Genomic DNA, 25,229 nt, shown 5'->3' on the forward strand with positions numbered 1-25,229 from the left:
CCACACCGGTACGACGGTTCGCACCGGCGCCCTACCGCGCCCGGGCGACAGCCTCGGGCCGGAAACCTCAGCATACGCGGCAGAAGTCATTTTGTTAAGTAACTGAATTTTTAATTGAGTTAAGGTAATCCTTCCGGCCCCGATCCCGTTGGCCGAGTCCTTGCCGGAACCCCTGCAATTGATCAAGTAAGCACTGGCGACCCGGCGTCAGGCTCGCTAGAGGTGCCACCCCGGGACGAGCGGGGCCGCCAGTTCCCTTCTCACTAGGACCGCCGATCGGCTCCGATTTGGCTTCAAGTCCGCTGGCCGGGCGATCAGCGGCGGTCGGTCCCCAGTTGTCCGTGGTCGATGACGGACCGACGTTCGGAACCAACGCTCTCGCCGGTGTGTGCATCCATTTCCAACCGTTGCAAGTGAGTGATCTGCCTGCGGGATCCCTCGGCGCTCACGGTGACCGTCGCAGACACCGACGGGCTGGTGAACGCCCTGAGCGGACAACACGTATCTACCCACAGATGAGGCGCAAACTCGCGCGGTGCGATCCTTCCGGCCACCTGACCGGATTCGGCTGGCGGGGCTCGCTTCATTAGATTAATATTTAACAAACTTAACCGTTGTGCTGGTGTCGGCGCAGCGTCATCACGAGGGCGGATCATGCTATCGGGAATAGCGCGAGTCTGTGTCGCCGCACCGGGACGGGTGATCGCCGGCGCACTTCTGGTGATGATCGCGACCGCCATCTTCGGCATTCCCGCCGCCGCCAGCTTGTCCGGCGGCGGTTTCCTGGACCCCACTTCGGAATCCGCCCGCGCTTCGGCGATGCTCTCCAACACCTTTCATCAAGGCGACCTGGAGCTGGTGCTGCTGATCAAGTCGGAGGCCGGCGTAAAGGGAGGTACGGCGCAGCTTGTCGGCAACGACGTGACGCGTCAGTTGGCCGAATCGCCTTTCGTCTCCCAGGTCGCCTCGCCCTGGCAGCCGCAACCCACCCCCGGCACGCTCAGCGCCGACGGGAAAACCGCGATGATCATCGCGGCATTGAGGGGTGACGAGAACACCGCGGCAAAACACGCGCAGACATTGTCTGACCGCTTCGTCGGGGACCGCGACGGCGTCACCGTGCAAGCCGGCGGATCGGCAATGGTCTACGCCCAGATCAATGTGCAGACCGAAAACGACCTGATTCGAATGGAACTCATCGCAATACCGCTGAGTTTCGTCGCCCTGGTATGGGTCTTCGGCGGTGTGCTGGCCGCGGCACTCCCGGTTGCGGTGGGAGGATTCGCGATTCTGGGGTCACTCGCTGTGCTACGCGGAATGGCGTTGGTGACCAACGTCTCGATCTTCGCGCTCAACGTTGCCGTCGCTCTCGGATTCGCCCTGGCCATCGATTACACCCTGCTGATCGTCAGCCGGTACCGGGAAGAGCTCACCGACGGTACACCGCCCGCCGAAGCCGTGGTGCGCACGATGGTCACCGCCGGGCGAACGGTGTTGTTCTCGGCGATGACAGTGGCCCTCGCGCTGCTCGGGATGGCGTTCTTCCCGATGTACTTCTTGAAGTCCTTCGCATATGCCGGGATCGCAGTGGTGGCATTCGCCGCTGCGGCCGCAGTGGCGTTGGCACCGGCGGCGCTGGTGTTGCTGGGCAGCCGTATCGACGCGTTCGACGTGCGGCGCCTGATCAGGCGGATGCTGGGCCGCCCGGAACCATCCGTGCAGCCGGTCGAGCGCAATTTCTTCTACCGCATGGCCAAAGTCGTTATGCGGCATTCGATCCCGTTGGGATTGGTGCTGGTGGTGTTGCTGCTCTCGCTGGGCTTGCCGTTCCTCGGCGTGCATTGGGGATATACGGACGACCGCGTACTGCCGGCCACATCGCCGGCGCGGGTGGCCAACGACCGGATACGCGCCGACTTTCCCACGAACTCTGCGACGCGAGTCAAGATCGTGGTCCCGGACACGAACGGTCTCACCCGCTCGGACCTCGAGGCGTATGCCGCAGCGCTGTCCCGGGTGGCAGACGTGTCATCGGTGTCCGCGCCAACCGGCACCTTCGTCGCGGGTGAACCCAAGGGTCCCCCGTCGGCCCCGGCCGGAATGGCCGAAGGCAGAGCTTTTCTCACGGTCGACAGCGCCGCGCCGCTCTACACACAAGCATCGGAAACCCAGTTGGACCGCCTGCACCAGGTCGCGCTGCCCGCGGACAAGAGGGTCTTGATCACCGGTATGGCGCAGACGAATCGCGATTGCGTGCGCGGCATCACTTCACGCTTACCGCTGGTGTTCGGTTTCATCGCGGCAGTCATGCTGGTGCTGCTCTTCCTGTTGACCGGCAGCGTGGTGCTGCCGATCAAGGCGGTGCTGCTCAACATCCTTTCGCTCACGGCGACCTTCGGTGCCTTGGTGTGGATCTTCCAGGATGGACACCTGGGAGCGGCAGGCACCACTGCCACCGGAACCCTCGCGGTGAACGTCCCCGTCCTGATGTTCTGCATCGCCTTCGGCCTGTCGATGGATTACGAAGTCTTCCTGATGTCGCGCATCCGTGAATACTGGCTCGCGTCCTCACAAAACGCCGCCGACAACGACGAAAGCGTGGCGATGGGTATCGGCCGCACCGGTCGGGTGGTGACGGCGGCGGCATTGTTGATGTCGATCTCGTTCGCTGCCCTGATGTCCGCCGGGGTGTCGTTCATGCGCATGTTCGCCGTCGGCTTGACGATCGCAATACTGATGGACGCCACGGTGATCCGAATGATCCTTGTCCCCGCGTTCATGCATGTCCTCGGCCGGCTCAACTGGTGGGCACCGAAACCACTGGCCCGCTGGCACCGAAGGACGTTCAACGCCGCACCGGAAAGCTCTGCGCCCCAGCCTTATCCGGAGTCCGTCGGACCCAGTTCGCTCTGAAACTCCCGCATCGCCCTCAACAACGCGGCGAAGACCCGGTGCGCGGCTGCAAGGTCTTCGTCGGGCAACTCCTCCATGGCGACGTGGGTGTGCTCGGCCAGCGGGGTGAAGAACATCCGCGCCGTCTTCATGCCGGGCTCGGCGTGACGCAGGATCACCTTGCGCCGGTCGGCGGGGTGGGAGTCGCGGCGGATGTGGCCCGACTCGATCAGGCGATCGACGAGGTAGGTGATCGCGGCGCCCGAAAGCCCCATCCGCTGGCTCAAGTCACCCGAAGTCATGGGCTGACCGGCGGTTTCGGCAACCATGATGTGCAGGAGAGCGCGAAAGTCGGTGGGACGCACGTCATGTGAGACCGCGAAGATCCGGCCAATCTGGTCGGATTCTGACGACAACTCTCGCAGATCGGCCGTGATCTGCGATTCAAGTGTGGCCCGTTGGCTGGCCTGCTCGTCGGTTTGCACTGATGAGCAGCATATCGGGTTTCCACCCGAATTTCAGTTGATTAATATTTCACTAACTGAAATGCTGTTGGTGTGTGGGAGGGTTTCGCCGCAGCCGTGACCAGACAGCGTTCGTGGCTGCTCGCAGTAACTGTGTTTGTGTTGGGCGCCGGTTTCATGGTCATCGTCGGCGGGAATGCGTCGGCGGGGCAGGCACCCCTGTCAGTGCCTACCGATTCCGATTCCGCAAAGGTGCAGCAGCTGTCCAAACAGTTCCCCGGAGGCGACCAGGCCCCGTTGATCGTGGTGGTGACCAGTGACTCCGCCGAGCCTGCGGACACCCTGATGCAGGCCTGCGCAGCTGCCCGCGACCGCATGCAGACGGTCGCGCATGGCGGGATGCCTTCGGCGCCGGTGCTGGTATCTGACGATGGTGAAGCGGCTATCGGCGTGGTACCGGTCAGCGCCGACTTGTCGGGGTTACCTCTCAGCGATGAAGTCGCAGCACTGCGGCGCGCCGCCAATGACGGCCTGCCCGTGGGGATGACTGCACACGTCACCGGCGGGCCCGCATTCGGCGCTGACATCGCCGGCGCGTTCAGCAACGCCAACATCACGCTTCTCGCGGTGACGGCATCGGTGGTGGCACTGTTGTTGATCGCCACCTACCGGTCGCCGGTGCTGTGGCTGGTGCCGCTGGTGGTGATCGGATTCGCCGACCGGTTGGCCAGTGCGGTGGGGACAGCGGTGGCGTCAGTGACCGGTCTGAGTTTCGACGGGTCCACCTCCGGCATCACCAGCGTGCTGGTATTCGGCGCCGGAACCAATTACGCGCTCTTGCTGATTTCGCGCTACCGGCAGGAACTTCGGCGCCACCATGACCATCGCGACGCGTTGCGTAGGGCGGTGCGGATGTCCGGGCCGGCGATCGTGGCTAGCAACGCCACCGTGGTGCTGGCGCTACTCACGCTGATCTTCGCGTCGACCCCGAGCACCCGCAGCCTGGGGGCACTGGCCGCCTGCGGCCTGGTGGTGGCCGCGGCGTCCGTCCTGGTGCTGTTGCCGCCACTCCTGGCGGCGTTCGGGCGCCGGCTGTTCTGGCCGTTCATCCCCCGGCCCGACGAATCACACCATGCGGCACCGGAATTGGGCATCTGGCAGCGCGTCGCCGAATCGGTGGCGCGGCGTCCGGCCCTGGTCGCCTCGGTCACCATCGTACTGCTGGGCGCCCTGGCCACCGGCCTGTTCGCCACCCCCATCGGCCTCACTCAAACCGAACAGTTCCGCGTCAAGGCCGACTCGGTGACCGGTTACGAGATCGTGGCGCGGCATTTCACGGCCGGCCTGGCCAACCCCACCGAGGTGATCGCACCGACCGACAAAGCGCCACAGGTCCAGCAGGCGATCATCACCACCCCCGGTGTCGTATCGGTACACCCGTCGGGCACGTCGACCAGCGGCCTGACGAAGTGGTCGGTGGTGACCGACGCCGCTCCTTCATCGCCACAGGCGTTCACTACCATTGCGGCTCTGCGGCATTCGACCCAGAACGTGACGCGCGAGGCACTGGTGGGCGGGCCGGACGCACAGGCGCTCGACGTGCGCGACGCCGCGGCGCACGACCGGCTGTTATTGATCCCGGCAATCCTGGCGGTGATCCTGCTCGTCCTGTTCGTGCTGCTGCGGTCGGCGCTGGCGCCGCCCACACTGCTGGCGGCAACGATCCTGGGCGCGCTGGCCGCACTCGGCCTCGGCGGCTGGGCAAGCACGCATGTGCTCGGGTTTCCGGCACTGGACAATATCGCTCCGCTGTATGCCTTTCTGTTCCTGGCCGCTCTCGGCGTCGACTACACCATCTTCCTGGTCACCCGGGCCCGCGAGGAAGCCGCCGAACACGGCGCCAAAGACGGCATGGTCCGTGCGGTGTCGGCCACCGGCGGTGTCATCACCAGCGCGGGAATCGTTCTGGCCGCGGTGTTTTGCGTGCTCGGCGTGTTGCCGCTGATCGTCATGACTCAGCTGGGTGTCATCGTGGGCCTGGGCATCCTTCTCGACACCTTCGTGGTACGCACCCTGGTGATCCCCTCTCTCTTCGCCCTCATCGGCGACCGCATCTGGTGGCCCGCTGTTCTGACCCATCCCAAAAACCGAAGGGAAACAACATGAATAAGTCAACCTTGACCGGCACCGCCCTCGCCGTCACAGCCGCCGCCGTCTCGGGAAGTATCGCAAGTCCCGGCCGGACACCCGGCTGGTACGACCGGCTGCGCAAACCGAGCTACCAGCCGCCCAAAGTCGCCTTCCCGATCGCATGGACCAGTCTCTACACCGACATCGCCGTGACGTCGGCCAACACCATAGACCGATTCAACGAGGACGGGCGCGACGAGGAGGCCCGCCGCTACGCCGCCGCCCTCGGCGTCAACCTGGCTGTCAACGCCGGCTGGAGCTGGCTGTTTTTCCGCTATCACAAGCTGGGCGCGTCGGCACTCGGCGCCGCAGTCCTGACCGCCAGTAGCGCCGATCTGGTTCGGCGCGCCGTCGACGCCGACCCTGGCAAGGGATGGGCGCTGCTGCCCTACCCGTTGTGGACCGGTTTCGCCACCGTGCTGGCCACGCACCTGTGGCGCCTCAACCGTTAGGGAACCCGAACATGCCGGCATTGTTATGGTTTCGACGCGACCTGCGCTTGCGCGACCATCCCGCTCTGGCGGCCGCATCCGAGAGTGACCGGGTGCTGGCCTGTTTCGTGCTGGATCCGCGGCTGGAGGCATCGTCGGGACTGCGACGACTACAGTTTCTCGGTGACTCACTGCGGCGGCTCAACGACGATCTGGACGGCCGGCTGCTGGTGACCCGCGGCCGTCCGGAGGAGCGAATTCCTGCACTTGCCAACGCGATCGACGCTTCCGCCGTGCACATCTCAGAGGATTTCGCACCCTTCGGACGACGCCGCGACGAGAAGGTGCGCGAGGCGCTGGGTCCGGTTGCCCTGGTGGCCACCGGCTCGCCCTACCTGGTTTCACCCGGCCGAGTCATGAAGGACGACGGCACGCCCTACAAGGTGTTCACGCCGTTCTTCGGCAAGTGGCGCGAAACCGGCTGGCGAGCACCGGCGCAGACCGGGGCAGATTCCGCCCGCTGGCTCCGGCCCTCGGAGGTGAACGCCGGCAAAGAGGCCAAGATTCCCGATCCCGGCGTCGAGCTCGATCTCGCCGCCGGCGAGGCGGAAGCACTTGCACAGTGGGCGAGATTCCTCGGCGACGGAATCGAACGCTATGCCGACGACCGCAACCGGCCGGATCTGCCGGGCACCAGCCGGATGTCGGCGCACCTCAAGTTCGGCACCATCCACCCCCGGACGATAGTCGCGGACCTGCACGGGGGACGCAAGGGCGACGCAGCGTACTTGCGCGAGTTGGCCTTCCGCGACTTCTATGCCGCGGTGTTGCATCACTGGCCGCACAGTGTGTGGTGGAACTGGAACCGCGACTTCGACGCCATCGAAACCGACACCGACTCCGAGGCCCAACGCCGGTTCGAGGCATGGAAGGCCGGCCAGACCGGGTATCCGTTTGTGGACGCCGGGATGCGCCAGCTGCGGGAAACCGGCTTCATGCACAACCGGGTCCGCATGATCGTCGCGTCCTTTCTGGTGAAGGATCTGCATTTGCCGTGGCAGTGGGGTGCCCGCTGGTTCCTCGAGCAACTGGTGGACGGCGACATGGCCAACAACCAGCACGGGTGGCAGTGGAGCGCCGGATGCGGTACCGACGCCGCGCCCTACTTCCGGGTCTTCAATCCCAATAAGCAGGGCGAAAAGTTCGATCCCGCGGGCGATTACATCCGCCGTTGGGTCCCTGAACTGGCCGGCGCCGGCGACGTCCACCTCAGCACGGGTGAACGTCCCGAGGGATATCCCGCTCCTATCGTCGACCACGCCGCTGAACGTGCCGAGGCACTGAGCCGCTACCAGGGCATCGGCTGAAGGATCAACCTTTTCCCTCGTTCGCTTTCCAGATGACGCGTGGCGTGCAATTATCTCCCCGACTCATCTCAGGTTCTGCACACGCCAGGGAGGCGATATGGCTCGGTTCGTTCGGACACTACTGGTCTCGGGTGCGGCCGTCGGCCTGATGGCCAGCGCCGGAGCCTGTTCCTGCTCGGTCGGGTCGTCGGGACCCAAGACGGTGAGCAAGAAGGACGTCGCCGGCCAGATCATCACCAAGATGACCGATGCCAACGGCAACAAACCCAGTTCGGTCAGCTGCCCGGACGACCTGCCGGCCAAGGTGGGCGCGGAAACGAATTGCGAGATGAAGGTGAAGGACGAGACCTACAACGTCAACGTCAAAGTCACCAGCGTCGAAGGCAAGGACGTCAAGTTCGACATGGTCGAGACGGTCGACAAGAACCAGGTCGCCCACATCATCAGCGACAAGCTGTACCAGCAGGTCGGGCAGCGGCCCGATGCCGTGACCTGCCCGGAAAACCTGAAGGGCTTCGAGGGCGCCACGCTGCGCTGCCAACTCACCGACGGCAACTCCAAGTACGGCATCAACGTGACCGTCACCAACGTGGTCGGGGGCGACGTGAACTTCGACTTCAAGGTCGACGACCACCCCGAGTAGGGCTCGGCCCGTCGAGATTGAAGCCGTGTACAGCCGCTTCGGCGTGTCGGGTGCGTGGTGTCAGTGTCGCGCGACCCGACGACTACACGCTAGGCCGGCAGGTTCTTCTTGATGGTGCTGTCCTGCGCCTGAGCGACCGCGGTGGCGAAATCAACCGGCACCACGTCGGCCGGCGGACTCTCGAAGTGCAGGGTCACCGACGCCTTGCCCTCGGTGAACAACAGCACGGTCACCGCTTTGGACTTGTCCGGCGATGTCCCCGCCACCAGCGTTCCGCCGTTGCCGACGGAAACGGGTTGCGGCGTACCGCCGACCACCGTGGTGTCCAGCGAGCCCAATGTGCCATTCATCGCGTTGACCGCGGCCGCGGCGTCCGGCAACACGAAGATGTTGACGCTGATGATGTTGTCGCCGGCCGGATTCTTGAATGTGCCCTGCGCTCCGGGCGTTCCGTCGGTCGGAGTGGCCGGCTGCCCCACGGTGAAGGGGGTTCCCGACAAGGCGCTGATGTCGCTGGCCGGAACCACGAGGTTGGTGTAGTCGGCGGGCGCGCCTGTCGCCGAGGTCGCCGTTGCCGACGTCGAAGAACCGGCGCTGGTTGAGCCTGATGACGACGTCGCCGATGACGGAGCCGCCTTGTCTGATTTGCCGTCGCATGCGGGCACCAACGCGCCCAAAGCTATGGCCGCCGCCACGCCCACCATCGCGATCGTAGGCTTGTTCATCCACGCTCCCATCGTTTGCTTACGGCAAGGAGGCGAGATACGCGGTCCCCGGTAGGTTGATAGAACAGCATGGTGAGCGGGTCTGCAACCCTGCTACTGAGCGGCCTTCTTGCGTTCGATGTCAGCCAGCGCGGCCGCCAGTTCGGCGCGCTGTGCGGCTGATGTCTCCCAGGACAGTTTGCGGTTCTTGACCACCTTTGCCGGTGCCCCGACCGCGATCGAGTAGTCCGGGATGATGCCTCGGACCACCGCGTGCGACCCCAGCACGCAGCCCCTTCCGACGGCCGTGCCGCGCAGCACCGACACCTTCACCCCGATCCAGGTGTCGGGCCCGATCCGAACCGGCGACTTGATGATGCCCTGGTCCTTGATCGGCAGCGTGATGTCGTCCATCCGGTGGTCGAAATCGCAGACATAACACCAGTCGGCCATCAGCGCGGAGTCCCCGAGTTCGATGTCGAGATAGCAGTTGATGACGTTGTCGCGGCCGAGTACCACCTTGTCGCCGAACCGCAGCGAACCCTCGTGCGCCCGGATGGTGTTTTTGTCCCCGATGTGCACCCAGCGGCCGATTTCCAGCTGCGCGAGTTCGGGGGTGCAGTGGATCTCCACCCCCTTGCCCAGAAACACCATGCCGCGGGTGATGATGTGCGGATTCTGCAACTTGAATTTGAGCAGCCGCCAATATCTGACCAGGTACCACGGTGTGTAGGCTTTGTTGCGCAGCACCCATTTCAGCGAAGCCAGCGTCAGGAATCTCGCCTGGCGCGGGTCTCTGAGCCGACCTCCGCGCCACCTGCGATGGAGCGGAGCACCCCACATGCTCGTCATGTCCGGCAAGCCTACCGACGGCGACCGGCGGCGGACCGCTGGGCTGCGGAGTCAGCCCGTCAGCCACCCGCGATACCCTCACGTGTGCTCGCGCGACGTCTCCCGACGGCTGTTCTGGTGGCCATGCTCACCCTTGCGCTGGGCGGTTGCGGCAACACCGACTCCTGGGTGAACGCGGCGCCTGCGCTGGGCTGGCCGGCGCAGTACGGCGACGCGGCCAACAGCAGCTATACCAAGACGACGGGGGCCGGAAAGCTGGTCCTGCGATGGACGCGCTCGGCGAAAGGGAGCCTGGCGGCCGGTCCCGCCTTGGGTGCCCGCGGTTTTCTGGCGCTCAACGCGCAGACACCGGCCGGTTGCTCCTTGATGGAGTGGGACATCGGCAACGGGCGGCAACGTTGGTGCACCCGCCTGGTCCAGGGCGGCGGCTTCGGCGGCCCGCTGTTCGACGGCTTCGACAACCTCTACGTCGGTCAGCCCGGGGCGATCATCTCGTTTCCGCCGACCCAGTGGACGCGGTGGCGGGAGCCGGTTATCGGGATGCCTACCACCCCGCGCTTTCTCGGCGACGGTCACCTCCTGGTGAGTACGCATCTGGGGCAGCTGCTTGTTTTCGACACCCACCGCGGTGCCGTGGTGGGCACGGCGCTGGATCTGGTGGACGGCGTCGATCCGGCCGATGCGACGCGCGGGTTGCCCGACTGCGCGCCCGCACGCCAGGGTTGCCCGGTCGCGGCTGCTCCGGCGTTCTCGACGGCCAGCGCGACGGTGGTGGTCGGCGTGTGGCAGCCGGGCGCGCCGGCCGCGGGTCTTATCGGGTTGAAGTACCGCGGTGAGCAGCTGTCCCGGGAGTGGACCAGCGACGCCGTCGGCTCCGGTGTGCTCGGCAGTCCGGTGCTGTCCGCCGACGGGTCCACCGTCTACGTCAACGGCCGCGACCAACGGCTGTGGGCGCTGCACGCCGCCGACGGCAAGGTTAAATGGTCTGTCCCACAAGGTTTTTCGCCGCTGACGCCACCGGCGGTCACGCCGCAGGGCCTGATCGTCTGCGGCGGCGGCCCCGATGCCCGGTTGGCGGCCTTCCGTGATGCCGGGGACCACGCCGAGATGGCGTGGCGACGCGATGACATCACTGCCCTGACCACGTCGTCTCTGGCCGGCGGCGGTGTCGGCTACACCGTGACTGCGGGCATGGCGCTGCTGGTGTTCGATCCGGGCAACGGCCACACCATCAACAGCTATCCGCTTCCGGCGGCCACCGGATCACCGCTCGGTGTTTCGGTGGGCAAGGACCGGCAAGTGGTGGCCACGACGAGCGACGGCCAGGTCTACAGTTTCGTACCGGCTTAGGCGGCCCGGCCGGGGCGCCACTGACGATGCCGCCGGCGCCCGGTGAACGTCGACGGCGCTAAACAGCCAGCGGCGGGAGCGAGCTGCGCGGCACCTGGACCTGCGTGGCGCCCGCGAACGACGGCAACAACTCGCCCTGAGCGAAGTAGAAGATCAGCGCGTCGTCGGTGATGGCGAAGTTCTGGTAGTTGGTCGGGTCATGACCGGCGCCCGGCGAGATCGCGACACCCAGCCCGGTTTGGTGTTCCAGTTCCCGCTGCACGATCGGGAAGATAGCGTCCATTGCGTTGGTGTTGGGCGCGAAGAGCGTGTCGAAGGTGATGGGCTGCTTGGTCGCCAGGTTGTAGTTGAACGCCTTGTACCAGTTGGACGGACGGGCCCCGCCCAGATCTTGGAAGAACTTCAGCACCACGCTGCGGGTGCGGGGAGGCTGTCCGGAGCTGCGCTGTTCGTTGGTGGCGTCCATCTGATACGGCTGGTCACGCCGTCCGGAGCCCTGCGCGACGTTGACGAACCCATCGCGGTTCTGGGTGATGTAGTCCGTGAGGGCCTGCTGATCCGGGTAGTCCACCGGAAACGTCATGTCCAGCGTGTAGGTGGCACCGGACTGGTGGATGTGGCAGATCTGAGCCGCCTCCATCGAGCCGCCCAGTGCCGCGCACGACGGCGGCGTGGCATAAGCCGGCCAGCCCACCACCGCCGCAGCCGCCAACATCGCGGCCGCAATCAGATAACGCATTCGTTTCTGTCCTTGCACGAAGTCCTTGCACGCCAAGGTGGCGCGAGTACGCCCTATGAGGTAATCGCCGCCAGCGTACCTGGCGTTACCGAGACGGACAGCAAACGTAGGCCACCGCGTGACCGGCACTCTTCGGGCCGCCCCGTCCGATCCGGGCGATCACGACCGAGAGCGCCGTGTCACCGCGCAGCCGCAGCCGACGACGCAAGGCGTCGGGGTCGACCTGCACCCCGCGGACCAGAATTTCCAGGGTTCCGCAGCCCAGGGCGGACAGCGTCTGACGCAGCCGGCGTTCGTCGAAGGCCAACTGTTCGAGCACCTCGAAGCCACGCACGCCGGGCGGCAGCCGATCACCGGACAGGTAGGCGATCTGGGGGTCGAGTTGCCACAACCCGTGCCGGGCGGCGTAGTGACGCACCAGCCCGGCCCGGACCACGGCGCCGTCGGGATCGACGATCCATCGGCCTGCCGGCCCCACCGCGCAGTCGTCCGGATCTGCTGAGGTGATGTGTTCGTCACGATCGAGGAGGCTCGCGCGTCGCCGCACACCGGGCTGGGCCAGACCGCCCGACCACAGGCACGCCTCCCGGACCGAGCCGCGGTAGGACGTCACCTCGATCTCCCCGTCGAATCCGAGTCGGCTGATCTTGTCGAAATCGATTCCAGGAGAACACTTCACCGCGACGTCCCGGCCGCGGTAGGCCGCCAGTAACGGGCCCAGGGCGGGCCGGTAGTCGGCCGGGTTGAAGCGGCGACGGCCGCTGCTGCGCCTGGCGGGATCGACGATGACGGCGGCGTCGCGGGTGACCGGACGCAGCGCATCGGCCCGGCAGAGTGGTGTCATGGTGCCCAGGTTGTGACGCGCCATCGCCAGCCGGACGGGATCGATGTCGCTGCCGATCACCCGCTCGGCCACGCCGGCGAGGGCTGCCAGCTCCGTGCCGATCGAGCAGGTTGCGTCGTGCACCACCCGTCCGGCCAGCCGGACCGCGCGGTGCAGCGCCACCGGTGCGGCGGTGGCCTGCTGCAGCGCTTCGCCGGTAAACAGCCAGCCCGAGACGTCGCCCAGCTCGGCCAGCTTGTCGGTGGCCTTGCGACGTAGCAGCGTGGTCTCCACCAGCACCGCAGCCCGCTCACCGAACCGGCCGCGCACCGCGGCGATGTCGGCGATCCGGCTGGCGTCGCTCAACTCCAATTCAGCAACCGCCGCCAACGACGCGGCGCCCGACTCCGAGCGCAGGTAACGGACGTCGTGGCAGGTGAAAGCCGTCAGGAGGGTTTGACCCCGGTGACCATGACGTTGTAGAACCAGCCCTTCGGGGCGACATGCCGCCAGATGCTGGCGTCCACCCAGCTCAGCGCCTTCCAGCCGTTGAACGCGAACTTCGCCCAGCCCCAGCCGAGCTTCCCCGGCGGCACCGTGGACTCGAAAGTGCGCACCGGCCAGCCGAGCATGGCGGCGGTGAACTCCTCGCTGGCGGTGCGCACGTCCACCGCCCCGGCGCTGGTGGCCATCCGCTCCAGGTCTTTGGGGTCGAAGGTGTGCAGGTCGACGATCCATTCCAGGGCCGCGGCCCGCGAGTTCTCGTCGATCTCCTCCTGCGGGCGGCGCCAGCTGCCCAGGCCGGGCAGCTTCACGGCGCGGATGGTGACGTTCCAGGTCAGGTCCGCCAGGGCCCGGGCGTACCCGTTGCCGACAGTGGTCGGCTCGCCGGCGAACACGAAACGGCCGCCCGGCTTGAGGACGCGCAGCACTTCCCGCAGGGACAGCTCGACATCGGGGATGTGGTGCAGCACGGCGTGCCCCACCACCAGGTCGAAGGTGTCGTCGTCGTACGGGATGCCCTCGGCGTCGGCAACCCGGCCGTCGACGTCCAGGCCCAGCGACTGCCCGTTGCGGGTGGCGACCTTGACCATGCCGGGCGACAGATCAGTGACCGACCCACGCCGGGCCACCCCGGCCTGGATCAGGTTGAGCAAGAAGAATCCGGTGCCACACCCCAGTTCCAGCGCACGGTCATACGGCAGCTCGCGGACGACCTCGGCAGGCACGATCGCGTCGAAGCGGCCGCGGGCGTAGTCGATGCACCGCTGGTCGTAGGAGATGGACCACTTGTCGTCATAGCTCTCGGCTTCCCAGTCGTGGTAGAGCACCTGCGCGAGCTTGCTGTCGTGCCGGGCCGCCTCCACCTGCTCGGCGGTGGGGTGCGGGTTGGGCGCGGCGTCAGCGGGGATTTCAGAACTCCTCGTCATGCAGGGCAGCCTAACCGTCCGCGGCAGTGCCCTCGGCGCCAGCGCCCTGAGCTGCGGTGAATACCTCGACATAGCGGCGGTCTTCGGCCGCATGCCGGTCGCTTTCCGCGAAGCAGTCGTAGACGGCGTTGATGCCGGCTTTCGCCGCGGCGAGGGCGGGGCGCGGACCGTCGAGAAAACGCCTCGCCCAGGCCGCCGCCACGTCGTAGACATTGTCCGGAGCCGCCATGTCGTCGATCAGACCCAGCGACAACGCCTCCTCGGCGTCGAAGAAACGACCGCTGTAGACCAGCTCTTTGGCCCGGCTGGACCCGACCGCGCGGGTCAGCCGGGACATACCACCACCACCGGGCACCAGGCCGGCCAGGATCTCGGTCGCGCCGAACTTCACGTTGTCACCGCTGACCCGCCAATCGGCGGCCAGCGCCAGCGTCAGGCCGGCGCCCAGCGCGTAGCCGGTGATGGCAGCCACGGTCGGCTTGGGGATCGCGGCCACCGCGTCGACGGCCTCGCGCCGCACCCGGGCCGCGGTGGCTGCCTCGGCCGCGTTCAGGGTCCGTAGCTCGGGCATGTCGTCGCCGGCGGAGAATATCTCGTGGCCGCCGAACAGGATCACCGACGCGACATCTTCGCGCCGGCTCAGCTCGTGGGCAGCGGCGATGATCTCCCGGTAGACCTGGCGCGTCATCGCGTTGGTGGGTGGCCGTGACAGCAGCAGCATGGCCAGGCCCGGATCTTGCGAGCCGTCGCTGACCACAACACTGACGAACTCGCTCACAGGGGCCACTTCATCGATCCACCGGCTTCACGGGCGCGGTGGTAGCGCTCGGAATCGAAGAACTCGAAAACCCAGTTGTCGCCGCGCTTTTCCAGCAGCGGCTGCACGGGCACGATCTGACGTTCCACGGCCAGCACTTCGGCCACGCTGCGGCCGGCCAGGGAATCGAGCTGCGTCCAGGTCGGTGGCAGCAACACATTTCGACCGGCCTCGAAGTCGGCGATCGCGTCCTGCGGCAACGCCCAGCCCGACAGATCGGACTCGGTGTTCTCGCCGTCGGCGCGCTGCCCCTCGGGCAGGGCCGCCACGAAGAAGTAGGTGTCATAGCGGCGCGTGCGCTCGGCCTCGGGCGTGACCCAGTTCGCCCACGGCCGCAGTAGATCCGAACGAAGCACCAGGTTCTCGCGGCGCAGGAAGTCCGCGAAAGACAACGTCCGGTCGGCCAGTGCATGGCGCGACTCCCGGTACACCGCGGCGTCGCCGACGATACTGTCGGGATCGTCGGCCGGTCCGGCGAACAGCACGCCGGACTCCTCGAACGTCTCCCGCGCCGCCGAGCAGACCAGCGCGATGGCAAGGTCGGTTTCGATGCCGAACCGCTGTGCCCACCAGTCCGGCGGCGGACCCCCCCACGCTATGTCGGCGTTGCGGTCGCGGTCGTCGACCCCGCCGCCGGGAAAAACTATCACCCCCGGGGCGAACTCCATGGCGGAGTGGCGGCGCATCAGGAAGATATGGAGGCCTGCGGGGGCGTCGCGGACCAGCATCACGGTTGCGGCCGGCCGCGCCGGGAGCGGCACGTGCGGTTCCGTCACGGGTGTCTCCGGTGGGCTGCGCGGGTGCGGACTCGCCGGGCGAAGTAGCGCCCGTCGGCCACGTCGAGCGCGATCCGCTGGCCGAACGCGACGGAGAGATTCTCGGCGGTCAGCACGTCGGGCAGCAGGCCGGACGCGACGACCTGGCCCTCCGACAACAGCAGGCAGTGGCTGAACCCGGGCGGCACCTCCTCGACGTGGTGAGTGACCAGCACCAGCGCGGGAGCGTCGGGGTCGGCAGCCAGGTCGGCCAGCCGGGCCACCAGTTCCTCGCGACCACCCAGGTCCAGGCCGGCGGCCGGCTCGTCGAGCAGCAGTAGCTCCGGATCGGTCATCAGGGCGCGCGCGATCAGCACCCGCTTGCGTTCGCCTTCGGACAGTGTCCCGTAGGTGCGATCGGCGAGATGCTCGGCGCCCAGGCTCTCGAGCATGTCGATCGCGCGGCGGTAGTCGACGTCCTCGTAGCGCTCCCGCCAGCGACCCAGCACCGAATAGCCGGCGGACACGACGAGATCGCGCACCACCTCGTCGGAGGGGATGCGCTGCGCCAGCGCCGAAGAACTCAACCCGATGCGGGACCGCAGCTCGCTGACGTCCACCCGGCCCAGCCGCTCCCCCAGTACGAACGCCGTGCCGCTGGACGGGTGTTCCGCGGCAGCGGCGATGCGCAGCAGCGACGTCTTGCCGGCGCCGTTGGGACCGATGATCACCCAGCGTTCATCGAGTTCGACGGCCCAGTCGAGCGGGCCCACCAGGGTGCGCCCGCCGCGGCGCAGCGACACGTGTCTGAAGTCGATCAGCAGGTCGGGATCGGCTTCGAGAGAGCCGGGTTCGGACACTCGCCCATCGTGCCGTACCGCGCCCCCGCCCTGGTTGCCGGGTCGCGTTACCCCACGAGCAGACACAAAATCGCGGTGGAGCATCCGCTCCACGGCGATTTTGTGTCTGGTCGCGCGGCTAACCGCGGGGCTGCGCTCCGGATAGCTGCTCGCGGTCAGAGGTCGTTGCCCGCGTACGAGAGGTTGAAGCTCTTGTTGGCTAATGGAAAGTCCGGGACGATCGTGTCGGCCATCGCGACGGGCAACGCGGGCCAGTTGAACCAGGACGGATCGACCACCTTGCACCGCGTGATCGTCCCGTCGTCGACCTCCACGCGATGAACGACGGTGCCGCGCCAGCCCTCCGCGATTCCCACTCCCGCACCGGACGCTACGGGCAGTGGTGCCCGGTACTCCAAATCGCCGCAGTGCCGATCGATCAACGCACAGATCAGATCGACGGACGCGGCGAACTCATCGCGTCGAATCGTGTAGCGGGCCAAGACGTCCCCTTCGGTGCGGCGGACCGGGATGACCGGCAGCGCAGTGCTCGGGTGGTCCAGCCGCGCGTCAGTGCTGATTCCGCTGGCCCGGGCGACGTAGCCCAGACAGCCCAGGGCGTGGGCGTCGTCGCGGCTCAACACCGCCGTGTCGGCGAACCGGTCATAAATCATCGGATTGCCCAGGGTCAGTTCGCAGATCTCGGCTACCTCAACGGCCAGTGCGCGCAGCTCTGGCCGTCTTGGTAGTTCTTGCAGCACAACACCTCCGGGCCGGATCGCACTGCGAAGCAGGCGGTGTCCAGTGACGCGACCGTTGATCCGCAACACGCATTCGCGCACCCGCTGGGCATGGGTGTTCGCCAGCGCGAAGCCGACGTCGTTGGCCAGCGCGCCGAGATCGGCGGCATGGTTGTAGAGCCGTTCCAGTTCGACCAGCAACGCCCGCAACCCGTGCGCCGGCTCGGGTAGCTGGATGCCGAGCGCGTCTTCCACCGCCAGGCTGTAAGCGAGGCTGTGAGCCGCCGAACTGTCTCCGCTGATCCGCTCGGCTAACTCGACCGCGGCTGCGGCGGTCCGGCCTTCGAAAAGCTTCTCGACTCCCCTGTGCACGAACCACAGTCGCGCCTTGAGCCGCAGTACCGATTCACCGATGACGGAAAACCGGAAGTGCCCCGGCTCGATCAAACCGGCATGCACCGGTCCCACCGGAATTTCGTACACTCCCGGACCGTCGACGGTCACGAACGGGAAACCGCCCTGTGTCGCGAACTCCGGCGGCGGTCCGGCATCACGGCGCATCGGATGCCAGCCCAGCGGCCAGTGCGCGTGGCTGACCAACCGCCGCGGCTGCGGGTGTCCCACCGGCACCACACCGTAGAGATCCATCATCTCCCGCTCGAAGCGACCCGCGGGAATCGACAGATGTCCCAGCGACGGCACCGACGGGTTGGTCGCATTCGTGGTCAGGGTGAGCTCTATTCGGCGGTCCGGCGGGCCACACAGCAACAGGTATACGATCCTCAGCTCGTCGCCGTCATCGTGGGCGGCCACCAATGCCAGGCGAAAACCGTTGTCCAGCAACTCCCCCACTGCGAGTGCGAGCTCGTCGGCGCTGACCTGACGACGCTGCATCAATCCGCTCCGAACTGGGCCGCTGCGACACTAAACAACCCGGTGAGCGGACCGGCCGTGACACCAAGCACCAACGATGCCACAACACCGGTCACCAGAGCGCCCGCTACGGTCGCTGGCACGGCGATGGGCGGCGCTTGTGTGCCCGGCGCCCCGAGCAGCATGCGTGTCGAATTGCCCGCCAAGGCAGCAAACGCCACCACCATCAACAGCAACGCAACCCCCAGCGCCCAGGACAGCCGGGCGCCAGCCAGCGACCGAGCGATCGAAATCTCACTGGCGAACATGGCGAACGGTGGCAGCCCAAGCAGGACGACCATCCCGACTGCGAACGACACACCGATCAACCGGGATCGCGACAAGACGGCACTGATGTCGTCGATCGCTGTCGAGCCGTGGGCGCACTGCAACTGCCCGCCGACCAGAAACAGCACGGTCTTGCCGATGCCGTGTGCCATTACGTGCAGCAGCAGTGCCGCGATCGCGAGCTTGGTGCCCGCCGCCGCCGCCACCGCGATCAGCCCCATGTTCTCCATCGAGGAGTACGCCAGCATCCTCTTGAGATCGGTTGCGACAGTGAGCAACAACGCCGCGACCAGGACGGTGGCGAGACCGACGGTGAGCAGACCGGTGCGCAGGAAGCCCGAACCGACGGCGGCATCGATGATCGGCCGTAGCCTAATGAGCACTGAAAAGGCAACGGAGAGAAGCACTCCGCTCATCAGCGCGGACACCGGGGCAGGCGCCTGGCTGTGCGCGTCAGCCAGCCAGCCGTGGAACGGAACCAGCCCGACTTTCGCCCCGTATCCCACCAGCAGCAGCCCGCCGGCCAGCCTGGTGACCGCCGGGTCGAGTTGTGCGGCACGGGAAGCCAGCACATCGAGATTTAGTGCGCCCGGCCCGCCGGCGTCGGCATGGCGCGCGGCGAAGTACAGCAGGACCGTGCCCAGGAACGCGACGGCGATGCCCACCGAGCAGACCACCACGTACTTCCAAGTAGCCTCCAACGCCGTGGCGGTGCGACGGTGTCCGACAAGGAACGCTGTGATCACCGTCGTTGCTTCCACCGCCACCCAGATCACCCCGATGTTGTTGGCCGACACCGCAACTGCCATTGACGCGAGAAACGCCGGGATCAGCGTGCCGTACAGCCGCGCGTCGCGCTGGTCGGTGCGGCCGTGGACGAGTTCGGCCTCGACGTAACCGACGCTCGCCCAGGTGGCCAGGGCGCCGACGACGCCGATCACGATGAGCATGGTCACCGAGAGCGCGTCGGTGCGCAGCACACTGCCCAGCACAATTTGCTGCCGCGCGCCGGTCGTGATGCCAAGCGCTACTGCGCATCCGAGCACGGCAAGCGTGGACAGCACGGTAAGCACCGCTGTCCAACGACGCCACCCGGCCACCAGGGCAGTCGCGGCGGCGACGGCGGGAGCCAGTATCGGTGCCAGAATCATACTGCTCAGCATCATTAATCTCGCAATCTCTGCAGCCGGTCGAGGTCGGTGCCCCCGAACATGCGCCGTAACCGGCCGGTCAACACGCCGAGCACGATCAGGGCGAACAGCACATCCAAGGAGGCACCGAGTTCCACGATCAGGGGCACACCTGCGGTCAGCAGGAATGCCGTGGCCGCAATCCCGTTGTCCAGCATCAGAAATCCCGCGGCCTGCGAGACGGCGTGTCGCCGGGTGACCATCACGAACATGGCGATCAGCACGACCGCCAGCCCGGCCGGGACGGCGCTGACCGCGACGCTGGGTTCAAGGTCGACCACCGGCCTGGTGACGGCCAGCGCGACCACCGTCAGCGCGCCGGCGATCAGCAGCGACGCGGTGCTGTTGACCAAAGGTGTGGCCTCGCGCTGTTGTCGCTGCTCGGCGCCGAGCGCATGGGCGAGCAGCCAGGGCAACACCACCGCGCGCAGCACGAATAACGCGCACCCGACTCCGACCAATTCCCAATCGCGGCTGTGCGCACCGACGATCATCGGAATCGCGGCCAGTGCCACGCCCTGCAGAGCGAGCAACCGCACGATCGAACGCAGGTCGCGCCGCCACACGATCAGCACCGCGGTCAGTACCAGTCCACCAGGCGCCAGGTCGAGCATGCCCGCATAGTCGAGGTCGGTCATCAGTCACCCTTGCGCCGCGAAGAAGTTGGCTGAGCTGACCGCCAGCAGTGCCAACAGGAATGAACCTGCCAGCAGTTCGGGCACCCGGAACAGCCGCAGCTTGGCGATGAAAACCTCGGCGCCCGCCAGCACCGCAGCCGCGGCGAAGACCTTGACGCTGATGGACACGACACCGATTCCCACACCGAGCAAGGTCGGCCGGTCACCTGCAATTCCCCACGGTATGAACAGGTTCACCAGCACCGCCAGCAAGACGGTAAGCCGCATGGCGCTAGCCCATTCGACGAGTGCCAGCCTGGGCCCGGCGAATTCGAGCACCATCGCCTCGTGAACCATCGTCAGTTCCAAGTGGGTGGCCGGGTTGTCCACCGGCAGTCGTCCGGTTTCGGCGATGATGACGATCACCAAGGCAACGAACGCAAGGATCGCCGCCAGCGACACCACCTCGCCCGGGTTGGCCAGGGTGAAGCCGACGATGGCGCCCAGATTGGCCGACCGCGCGGGAATGGACAGTGCGAACACCGCCAGCAGGATCGTCGGTTCCACCAGCGCGGCGATAGTGATCTCGCGACTGGCCCCCATTCCGCCGAACGAGGTGCCGGTGTCAATGCCGGCCAATGTCAGCGCCACCGTGCCCAGAAACAACAGCCCGACCACGCCGAACAGGTCGACCGCGGGATCAAGCGGCGACCCTGTCGCGGCCAGCGGCACGATGGCTGCGATCAGCAGCGTCGTTGCTGCCAACAGCACCGGCGCGGCGCGGAAAACCCACGTGGTGCCGTCCGGGGTGACCTGTTGCTTGCGCAACTGCTTACGCAGGTCACGCCAGGGCTGCAAAATCCCTGCGCCACAGCGTCCCTCCAATCGCGCCCGAACTTGGCGCATCAGCCCGAGCACCAGCGGCGCCCCGGCCATGACCGCGCCGATCTGTGCCGCGCCGGCCAGGGTGGACATGACGTTCATCGCGCCACCATTAAGACGATCAGCACGCCCAGAACGCCGTAACCCAGGTAGAGGTGCACACTTCCGTTGTGGACGAAACGGATGGCCCGCCCGCATGCGGCGACGGAGCGTAGCACCGGCGCGTATATTCGGTCTTCGACGGCGTCGGAGACGTTGGCGCGGTAGGCGATCCGCTCGATATGGTATCGGGTCTCCTCCAGATGGGTCACCTCGATGCCGGTGTCCGGACGCAGCACGTCGTCGAAAACGCGCTGCAGGGGTTGGGCGAACGACGTCGCGGTGTACTGCATCCGCGGTGTGAGATCGTCCGCGCCGCAGGCCCATAAGGGCGAACTCACCGGATCGGGTCGGTGCCGCGAGCCCCACCGCGCCAGGACCGGCACCACCAGGAGCACACCAGTCAGGGCCCCGGCCAGCAAAGTGGGCGACATGGAGCCGTCAATCCCGGGCAGGCGCAACACGATACCGAGTCCGCTCAGGTCGGCGCCGCGTGACGCGGGAACGCTGTCGAGCACCGACTGCAGCGCAGTCGTGACGGCGAACGGCGTCAGGGCGACCACGACGCAGCCGATGGCGGCCACCATCATCCCGACCAGCATGCTGACCGGCGCCTCTCGCGCATCGGCGACACTCTGGGAACGGGGGCGCGCCAGGAAGCCGGTCCCGAACGCCTTCACCATCGCGGCCACGCCCAGCCCGGTCGTCAGAGCAACGGCGCCCACACCGATCGGCGTCACCAGTCCGAGTAACGAATTGTGTTCCGGCCGGGCGTGAATCAGCGACTGCACCAGTAACCACTCACTGACGAATCCCGCCCCGAGCGGCAACCCTGACGCGCCTAGTGCAGCCACACCGAAAAGGGCTGTGGTGAGCGGCATCCGCCGGGCCAGGCCGCCCATCAGGTCGAGGTCCCGTAGGCCGGTAGCCACCAGCACCGAACCGGCCGCCATGAACCCCAGGCTTTTGAACGCGCAGTGCGCGACCAGGTGCAGCAGCGCTGCCGCGATCGCGATCACGGCGGCCGCATGGGCACCGCACGCCGACAGCAACGTGCCCGAACCCAACGCCAGGATGACCAATCCCATGTTCTCGATCGTCGAATATCCGAGCAGGCGTTTTAGGTCCGCGGCCACCGAGGCTTGCAGCACCCCATAGACGGCCGAGACCGCGCCGAGCGCGAGCAGCGTGGCACCCCACCACCGCGGCCCAGGGCCGAGGACCTGCAGATCTATCCTGAGGATCCCGTACACGCCGAGGTTGACCATGGCGGCACTCATCAACGCAGACACCGGGCTCGGCGCTTCAGGGTGAGCCCGCGGCAACCAGGCGTGCAACGGCAACAGGCCCGCTTTCGAACCGAAACCGAGCAACGTCAACAGAAAAACCACGTCACGTGTTGCGCGCGGCACACTGGTCCAGTCCGCGAACCGGTCGGCACCGACCGCTGCGGCCGCCACCATCAGTCCGAGCAGGATCGCGGCGAAGCCCAGCTGCGTCATCACCGCGTAATAAGTTGCAGCGGAACGTACTTCGGCACGTCGGTGATCGGAAGCCAGCAGGACCAGCGAACTGATGGACATCAGCTCCCAGCCAAGCAGGAAGGTGGCGACCGAATCAGCCGCGGGCACCAGCAGCATTGCCGCGACGAAGAGCGGCAACATCAGTTGTGCGGTGAGGCCGAGGCGTTCGCGACGCAGGTATCCGAGGCTGTAGATACCGACAACGACGGCCACCGCGCCGGTCAACGCCATGAAGAACCCACCCAGCGTACTGGCGTTGAGCTCCACACCGCTCAGCGGCAGCAGCCAGGGCAGCCGAACCGCCGGCAGCGAACCAAATACCGAGGTCAGTCCCAGCCCCACGCCGGCCGCCCCGATTCCCGCTGTCACCAGTGCGCTGGCCGGCGCGCCGATTCCGCGGAGAGAAGGCGCATCCGAGTGCCCAACGTTTGCGGCCTCCTGGGTCGCCGTCACCTGCCCGTCACCGATCGCAGGGCCTCGACCACCTGGTCCGGCGACGGTGGACAGCCGGGGACCTCGACGTCGACCGGGATCACCTCACCGACCGCGCCGATCACCCCGTAGGCCTCGCTGAACACGCCGCGGTTGAGAGCACAGTCTCCGCAGGCGATCACCACTCGCGGCTGCGGAGTGGCCGCAAGCGTGTTTCGAAGCGGCTGTGCCATGTTGCGGGTCACGACACCCGTGACCAGAAGTGCGTCGGCGTGCCGCGGCGACGCCACCAGCCGCGCCCCGAACCGCTCGGCGTCGTATACCGGCCCGAACGCACCTGAGATCTCCACCTCGCAGCCATTGCACGAGCCGGCGTCGACGTGGCGCACCTGTAATGATCCGCAGATCCCGGTCGGCGGCGGCGCGGCAGGCGCGGGTCGCTCGCCCATGCTTTCAGCGACCCGGCCGAGCCGCAGAATTCTGCTGATCCAGCCCACCGGAATCTACTGCCTGGCCGCGGAGACGTCGGCGCGCAGGTCTTCGAGCATCGCGACCTGGCCGGTCAGCATGCCAGTCAGCACTTGCCGTGCCACCGCCATCAGTTCGGCGATCAGCGGCGAGGTGATCGAGTAGATCACTGTGTTGCCATCCTTGTTGGCCGTCACCACTCCGGCCCGGCGCAGCACGGCGAGCTGCTGGGACAGGTTCGAGGATTCAAGGCCGACCTCAGGCAGCAGCTCGGCCACGGTGTGGTCTCGCTCGGACAGCAGTTCCAGGATCCGCACCCGTGCCGGATGCCCCAGCGTCTTGAAGAACTCGGCCTTCAATTTGTAGAGCGGCTCCGACACCTGACCTCACTAAGAATTCAGCAAATTAACAGTTGAAGAATTTATCATGTAATGGGCGACTCCGCAGCGGGAGCCAGCACAAATCGCACCGGCACGCTTGTGACAATGCGTGTTGTTTGCGGGTAACTACCGCGGGCGTAGGACTGCTCGCCGGCCGGCCGACGAACTATTGGGCAGGGATATCGACCCGGCGCACCACGCCGTCCACCGCGTCGGCGGCTTCGATCTCCCCGCGGGTGACGCCCAGCAGGAACAACACGGTGTCCAGATAGGGATGGCTCAACGATGCGTCCGCCACTTCACGTAGCGCGGGCTTGGCGTTGAACGCGATACCCATGCCCGCGGCTGCCAGCATGTCGATGTCGTTCGCGCCGTCTCCGACCGCGACGGTCTGCTCCATCGGCACCCCGTACTGCTCGGCGAAGGCACGCAGCGCGGTGGCTTTGCCGGCGCGATCGACGATGGTTCCCACCACCCGGCCGGTAAGGGTGCCGTCGATGATCTCCAGCTCATTGGCGGCCACGAAATCCAGCTTGAGTTCCTCGGCCAGCGGCTCGATGATGCGCCGAAAGCCGCCGGATACCACACCGCAGCGAAAACCCAAGCGCTGCAACGTGCGCAGCGTGGTGCGGGCGCCCGGCATCAGCTCCAGCTGGTCGGCGACATCGTCGATCACCGAGGCGGGCAGGCCGGCCAGTGTGGCGACCCGCTGCTCCAACGACTTGGCGAAGTCCAACTCGCCGCGCATCGCCGCTTCGGTGATCGCCGCGACTTTGCCCTCGGCACCCGCGCGGGCCGCCAGCATCTCGATCACCTCGCCCTGGACGAGGGTCGAATCGACGTCGAACACGATCAGCCGTTTGGTGCGCCAGGCCAGACCGTAGTCCTCGAGCGCCACATCCACGTGCTCTTCGGCGGCCACCCTGGTCAGGGCGCTCTGCAGGGGTCCCACGGCCTCCGGCGGCACCGACACCCGCAGCTCCAGGCCCGTGACGGGGTAGTCGGACACACCGCGGATGAAATCGATGTTTACGCCGAGGCCGGCCACTTCGTGGGCGAGCGCGCCGAAGGCGCCCGCCGTGATCGGGCGGCCGAGCACGAAAATGGTGTGCGTCGACGGTTCCTGGATGATCGGCAGGTCGTCGCTGCGCTCTATCGTGACGTCCATCCCTACGTCGCGGACGGCTGCTTCGACGTCGTCGCGCAGCGCGGTGCCGTCGGCGACCTCCGCCGGGCAGGACACCAGCACGCCCAGCGTCAACCGCGCCCTGATCACCACCTGTTCGACGTTGAGCAACTCCACCTGGTGCCGGGCCAGGACGCCGAAGAGGGCCGACGTGACACCCGGCTGGTCGATGCCGGTGACCGTGATCAGCACCGACACCCTGGGTGGCCTACTCAC

Annotated in this window: 23 protein-coding genes and 1 pseudogene; 7 read left to right on the plus strand and 17 right to left on the minus strand. The window is 66.8% G+C overall.

Going from position 1 to position 25,229, the window contains the following annotated elements; all coding sequences use genetic code 11:
* Positions 1-320 precede the first annotated feature (320 nt).
* Positions 321-519, plus strand: a pseudogene (locus ACX9NE_RS17460) (hypothetical protein); the annotation flags it as partial.
* A 135-nt stretch (positions 520-654) separates the two neighbouring features.
* Positions 655-2,913 (plus strand): MMPL family transporter, encoded by a 2,259-nt coding sequence (locus ACX9NE_RS17465; RefSeq protein WP_459362943.1) that lies wholly within the window; start codon positions 655-657, stop codon positions 2,911-2,913.
* Here ACX9NE_RS17465 and ACX9NE_RS17470 read toward each other — a convergent pair.
* Complete coding sequence (locus tag ACX9NE_RS17470; RefSeq protein ID WP_459362944.1) at positions 2,880-3,377, minus strand: MarR family winged helix-turn-helix transcriptional regulator; 498 nt, start codon at positions 3,375-3,377, stop codon at positions 2,880-2,882. The genes ACX9NE_RS17465 and ACX9NE_RS17470 overlap by 34 nt on opposite strands.
* 96 nt (positions 3,378-3,473) lie before the next feature.
* Between ACX9NE_RS17470 and ACX9NE_RS17475 the strand changes: the two genes are divergently transcribed.
* From ACX9NE_RS17475 to ACX9NE_RS17490, 4 genes are all read left to right on the plus strand, one after another.
* The gene (locus ACX9NE_RS17475; RefSeq protein ID WP_459362945.1) at positions 3,474-5,522 is read left to right on the plus strand and encodes an MMPL family transporter; all 2,049 of its coding nucleotides are present in this window, start codon (positions 3,474-3,476) and stop codon (positions 5,520-5,522) included.
* Positions 5,519-5,998, plus strand: coding sequence for a TspO/MBR family protein (locus ACX9NE_RS17480; RefSeq protein WP_459362946.1), 480 nt, complete (start codon positions 5,519-5,521; stop codon positions 5,996-5,998). The genes ACX9NE_RS17475 and ACX9NE_RS17480 overlap by 4 nt, the downstream gene beginning before the upstream one ends.
* 11 nt (positions 5,999-6,009) lie before the next feature.
* Positions 6,010-7,344, plus strand: coding sequence for a cryptochrome/photolyase family protein (locus ACX9NE_RS17485; protein WP_459362947.1), 1,335 nt, complete (start codon positions 6,010-6,012; stop codon positions 7,342-7,344).
* A gap of 97 nt (positions 7,345-7,441) precedes the next feature.
* Entirely contained in the window at positions 7,442-7,987 is a 546-nt protein-coding gene (locus ACX9NE_RS17490) for an anti-apoptotic protein (protein WP_459362948.1), read from the plus strand.
* 89 nt (positions 7,988-8,076) lie between these two features.
* Here ACX9NE_RS17490 and ACX9NE_RS17495 read toward each other — a convergent pair whose 3' ends face one another.
* Together ACX9NE_RS17495 and ACX9NE_RS17500 are read right to left on the minus strand one after the other, a co-directional pair.
* Positions 8,077-8,712, minus strand: a complete 636-nt coding sequence (locus tag ACX9NE_RS17495) for a hypothetical protein (protein ID WP_459362949.1) — start codon at positions 8,710-8,712, stop codon at positions 8,077-8,079.
* Between the two features lie 93 nt (positions 8,713-8,805).
* Positions 8,806-9,543 (minus strand): acyltransferase, encoded by a 738-nt coding sequence (locus ACX9NE_RS17500; protein ID WP_459362950.1) that lies wholly within the window; start codon positions 9,541-9,543, stop codon positions 8,806-8,808.
* Between the two features lie 123 nt (positions 9,544-9,666).
* On the opposite strand from ACX9NE_RS17500, the gene ACX9NE_RS17505 reads away from it, so the two are divergent.
* Entirely contained in the window at positions 9,667-10,893 is a 1,227-nt protein-coding gene (locus ACX9NE_RS17505) for an outer membrane protein assembly factor BamB family protein (protein ID WP_459362951.1), read from the plus strand.
* A gap of 58 nt (positions 10,894-10,951) precedes the next feature.
* On the opposite strand, the gene ACX9NE_RS17510 is transcribed toward ACX9NE_RS17505, so the two are convergent.
* From ACX9NE_RS17510 to serB, 14 genes are all read right to left on the minus strand, one after another.
* Positions 10,952-11,632 (minus strand): esterase, encoded by a 681-nt coding sequence (locus ACX9NE_RS17510; RefSeq protein ID WP_459362952.1) that lies wholly within the window; start codon positions 11,630-11,632, stop codon positions 10,952-10,954.
* Positions 11,633-11,717: 85 nt separating this feature from the next.
* Positions 11,718-12,944, minus strand: a complete 1,227-nt coding sequence (locus tag ACX9NE_RS17515; RefSeq protein ID WP_459362989.1) for a class I SAM-dependent methyltransferase — start codon at positions 12,942-12,944, stop codon at positions 11,718-11,720.
* Positions 12,902-13,885, minus strand: coding sequence for a class I SAM-dependent methyltransferase (locus ACX9NE_RS17520; RefSeq protein WP_459362953.1), 984 nt, complete (start codon positions 13,883-13,885; stop codon positions 12,902-12,904). The genes ACX9NE_RS17515 and ACX9NE_RS17520 overlap by 43 nt, the downstream gene beginning before the upstream one ends.
* Positions 13,886-13,895: 10 nt before the next feature.
* Positions 13,896-14,663: an enoyl-CoA hydratase gene (locus ACX9NE_RS17525; protein WP_459362954.1), complete on the minus strand. Its 768-nt coding sequence runs from the start codon at positions 14,661-14,663 to the stop codon at positions 13,896-13,898.
* Positions 14,660-15,430, minus strand: coding sequence for an NUDIX hydrolase (locus ACX9NE_RS17530; protein WP_459362990.1), 771 nt, complete (start codon positions 15,428-15,430; stop codon positions 14,660-14,662). The genes ACX9NE_RS17525 and ACX9NE_RS17530 overlap by 4 nt, the downstream gene beginning before the upstream one ends.
* Before the next feature lie 44 nt (positions 15,431-15,474).
* A complete protein-coding gene (locus tag ACX9NE_RS17535; protein ID WP_459362955.1) occupies positions 15,475-16,317 on the minus strand; it encodes an ABC transporter ATP-binding protein in 843 nt (280 codons plus the stop codon).
* 155 nt (positions 16,318-16,472) lie between these two features.
* Entirely contained in the window at positions 16,473-17,930 is a 1,458-nt protein-coding gene (locus ACX9NE_RS17540) for a hydrogenase large subunit (protein ID WP_459362956.1), read from the minus strand.
* On the minus strand, positions 17,930-19,387 hold the full coding sequence (locus tag ACX9NE_RS17545) for a proton-conducting transporter transmembrane domain-containing protein (protein ID WP_459362957.1): 1,458 nt from the start codon (positions 19,385-19,387) through the stop codon (positions 17,930-17,932). Before ACX9NE_RS17545 ends, ACX9NE_RS17540 begins: the two co-directional genes overlap by 1 nt.
* Before the next feature lie 14 nt (positions 19,388-19,401).
* Positions 19,402-20,064 carry a hypothetical protein gene (locus ACX9NE_RS17550; protein ID WP_459362958.1) on the minus strand — a complete coding sequence of 221 codons (663 nt, stop codon included), beginning with the start codon at positions 20,062-20,064 and terminating at the stop codon, positions 19,402-19,404.
* Positions 20,065-20,067: 3 nt separating this feature from the next.
* Positions 20,068-21,018, minus strand: a complete 951-nt coding sequence (locus ACX9NE_RS17555) for a respiratory chain complex I subunit 1 family protein (protein WP_459362991.1) — start codon at positions 21,016-21,018, stop codon at positions 20,068-20,070.
* Positions 21,019-21,023: 5 nt separating this feature from the next.
* Entirely contained in the window at positions 21,024-22,940 is a 1,917-nt protein-coding gene (locus tag ACX9NE_RS17560; protein ID WP_459362992.1) for a proton-conducting transporter transmembrane domain-containing protein, read from the minus strand.
* 56 nt (positions 22,941-22,996) lie between these two features.
* Positions 22,997-23,476 carry an NADH-quinone oxidoreductase subunit B family protein gene (locus ACX9NE_RS17565; RefSeq protein ID WP_459362959.1) on the minus strand — a complete coding sequence of 160 codons (480 nt, stop codon included), beginning with the start codon at positions 23,474-23,476 and terminating at the stop codon, positions 22,997-22,999.
* Between the two features lie 6 nt (positions 23,477-23,482).
* Positions 23,483-23,827, minus strand: a complete 345-nt coding sequence (locus ACX9NE_RS17570; protein ID WP_459362960.1) for an ArsR/SmtB family transcription factor — start codon at positions 23,825-23,827, stop codon at positions 23,483-23,485.
* A gap of 166 nt (positions 23,828-23,993) precedes the next feature.
* Complete coding sequence (serB, locus tag ACX9NE_RS17575) at positions 23,994-25,229, minus strand: phosphoserine phosphatase SerB (protein WP_459362961.1); 1,236 nt, start codon at positions 25,227-25,229, stop codon at positions 23,994-23,996.

It is taken from the genome of Mycobacterium sp. ML4 (assembly GCF_054515735.1).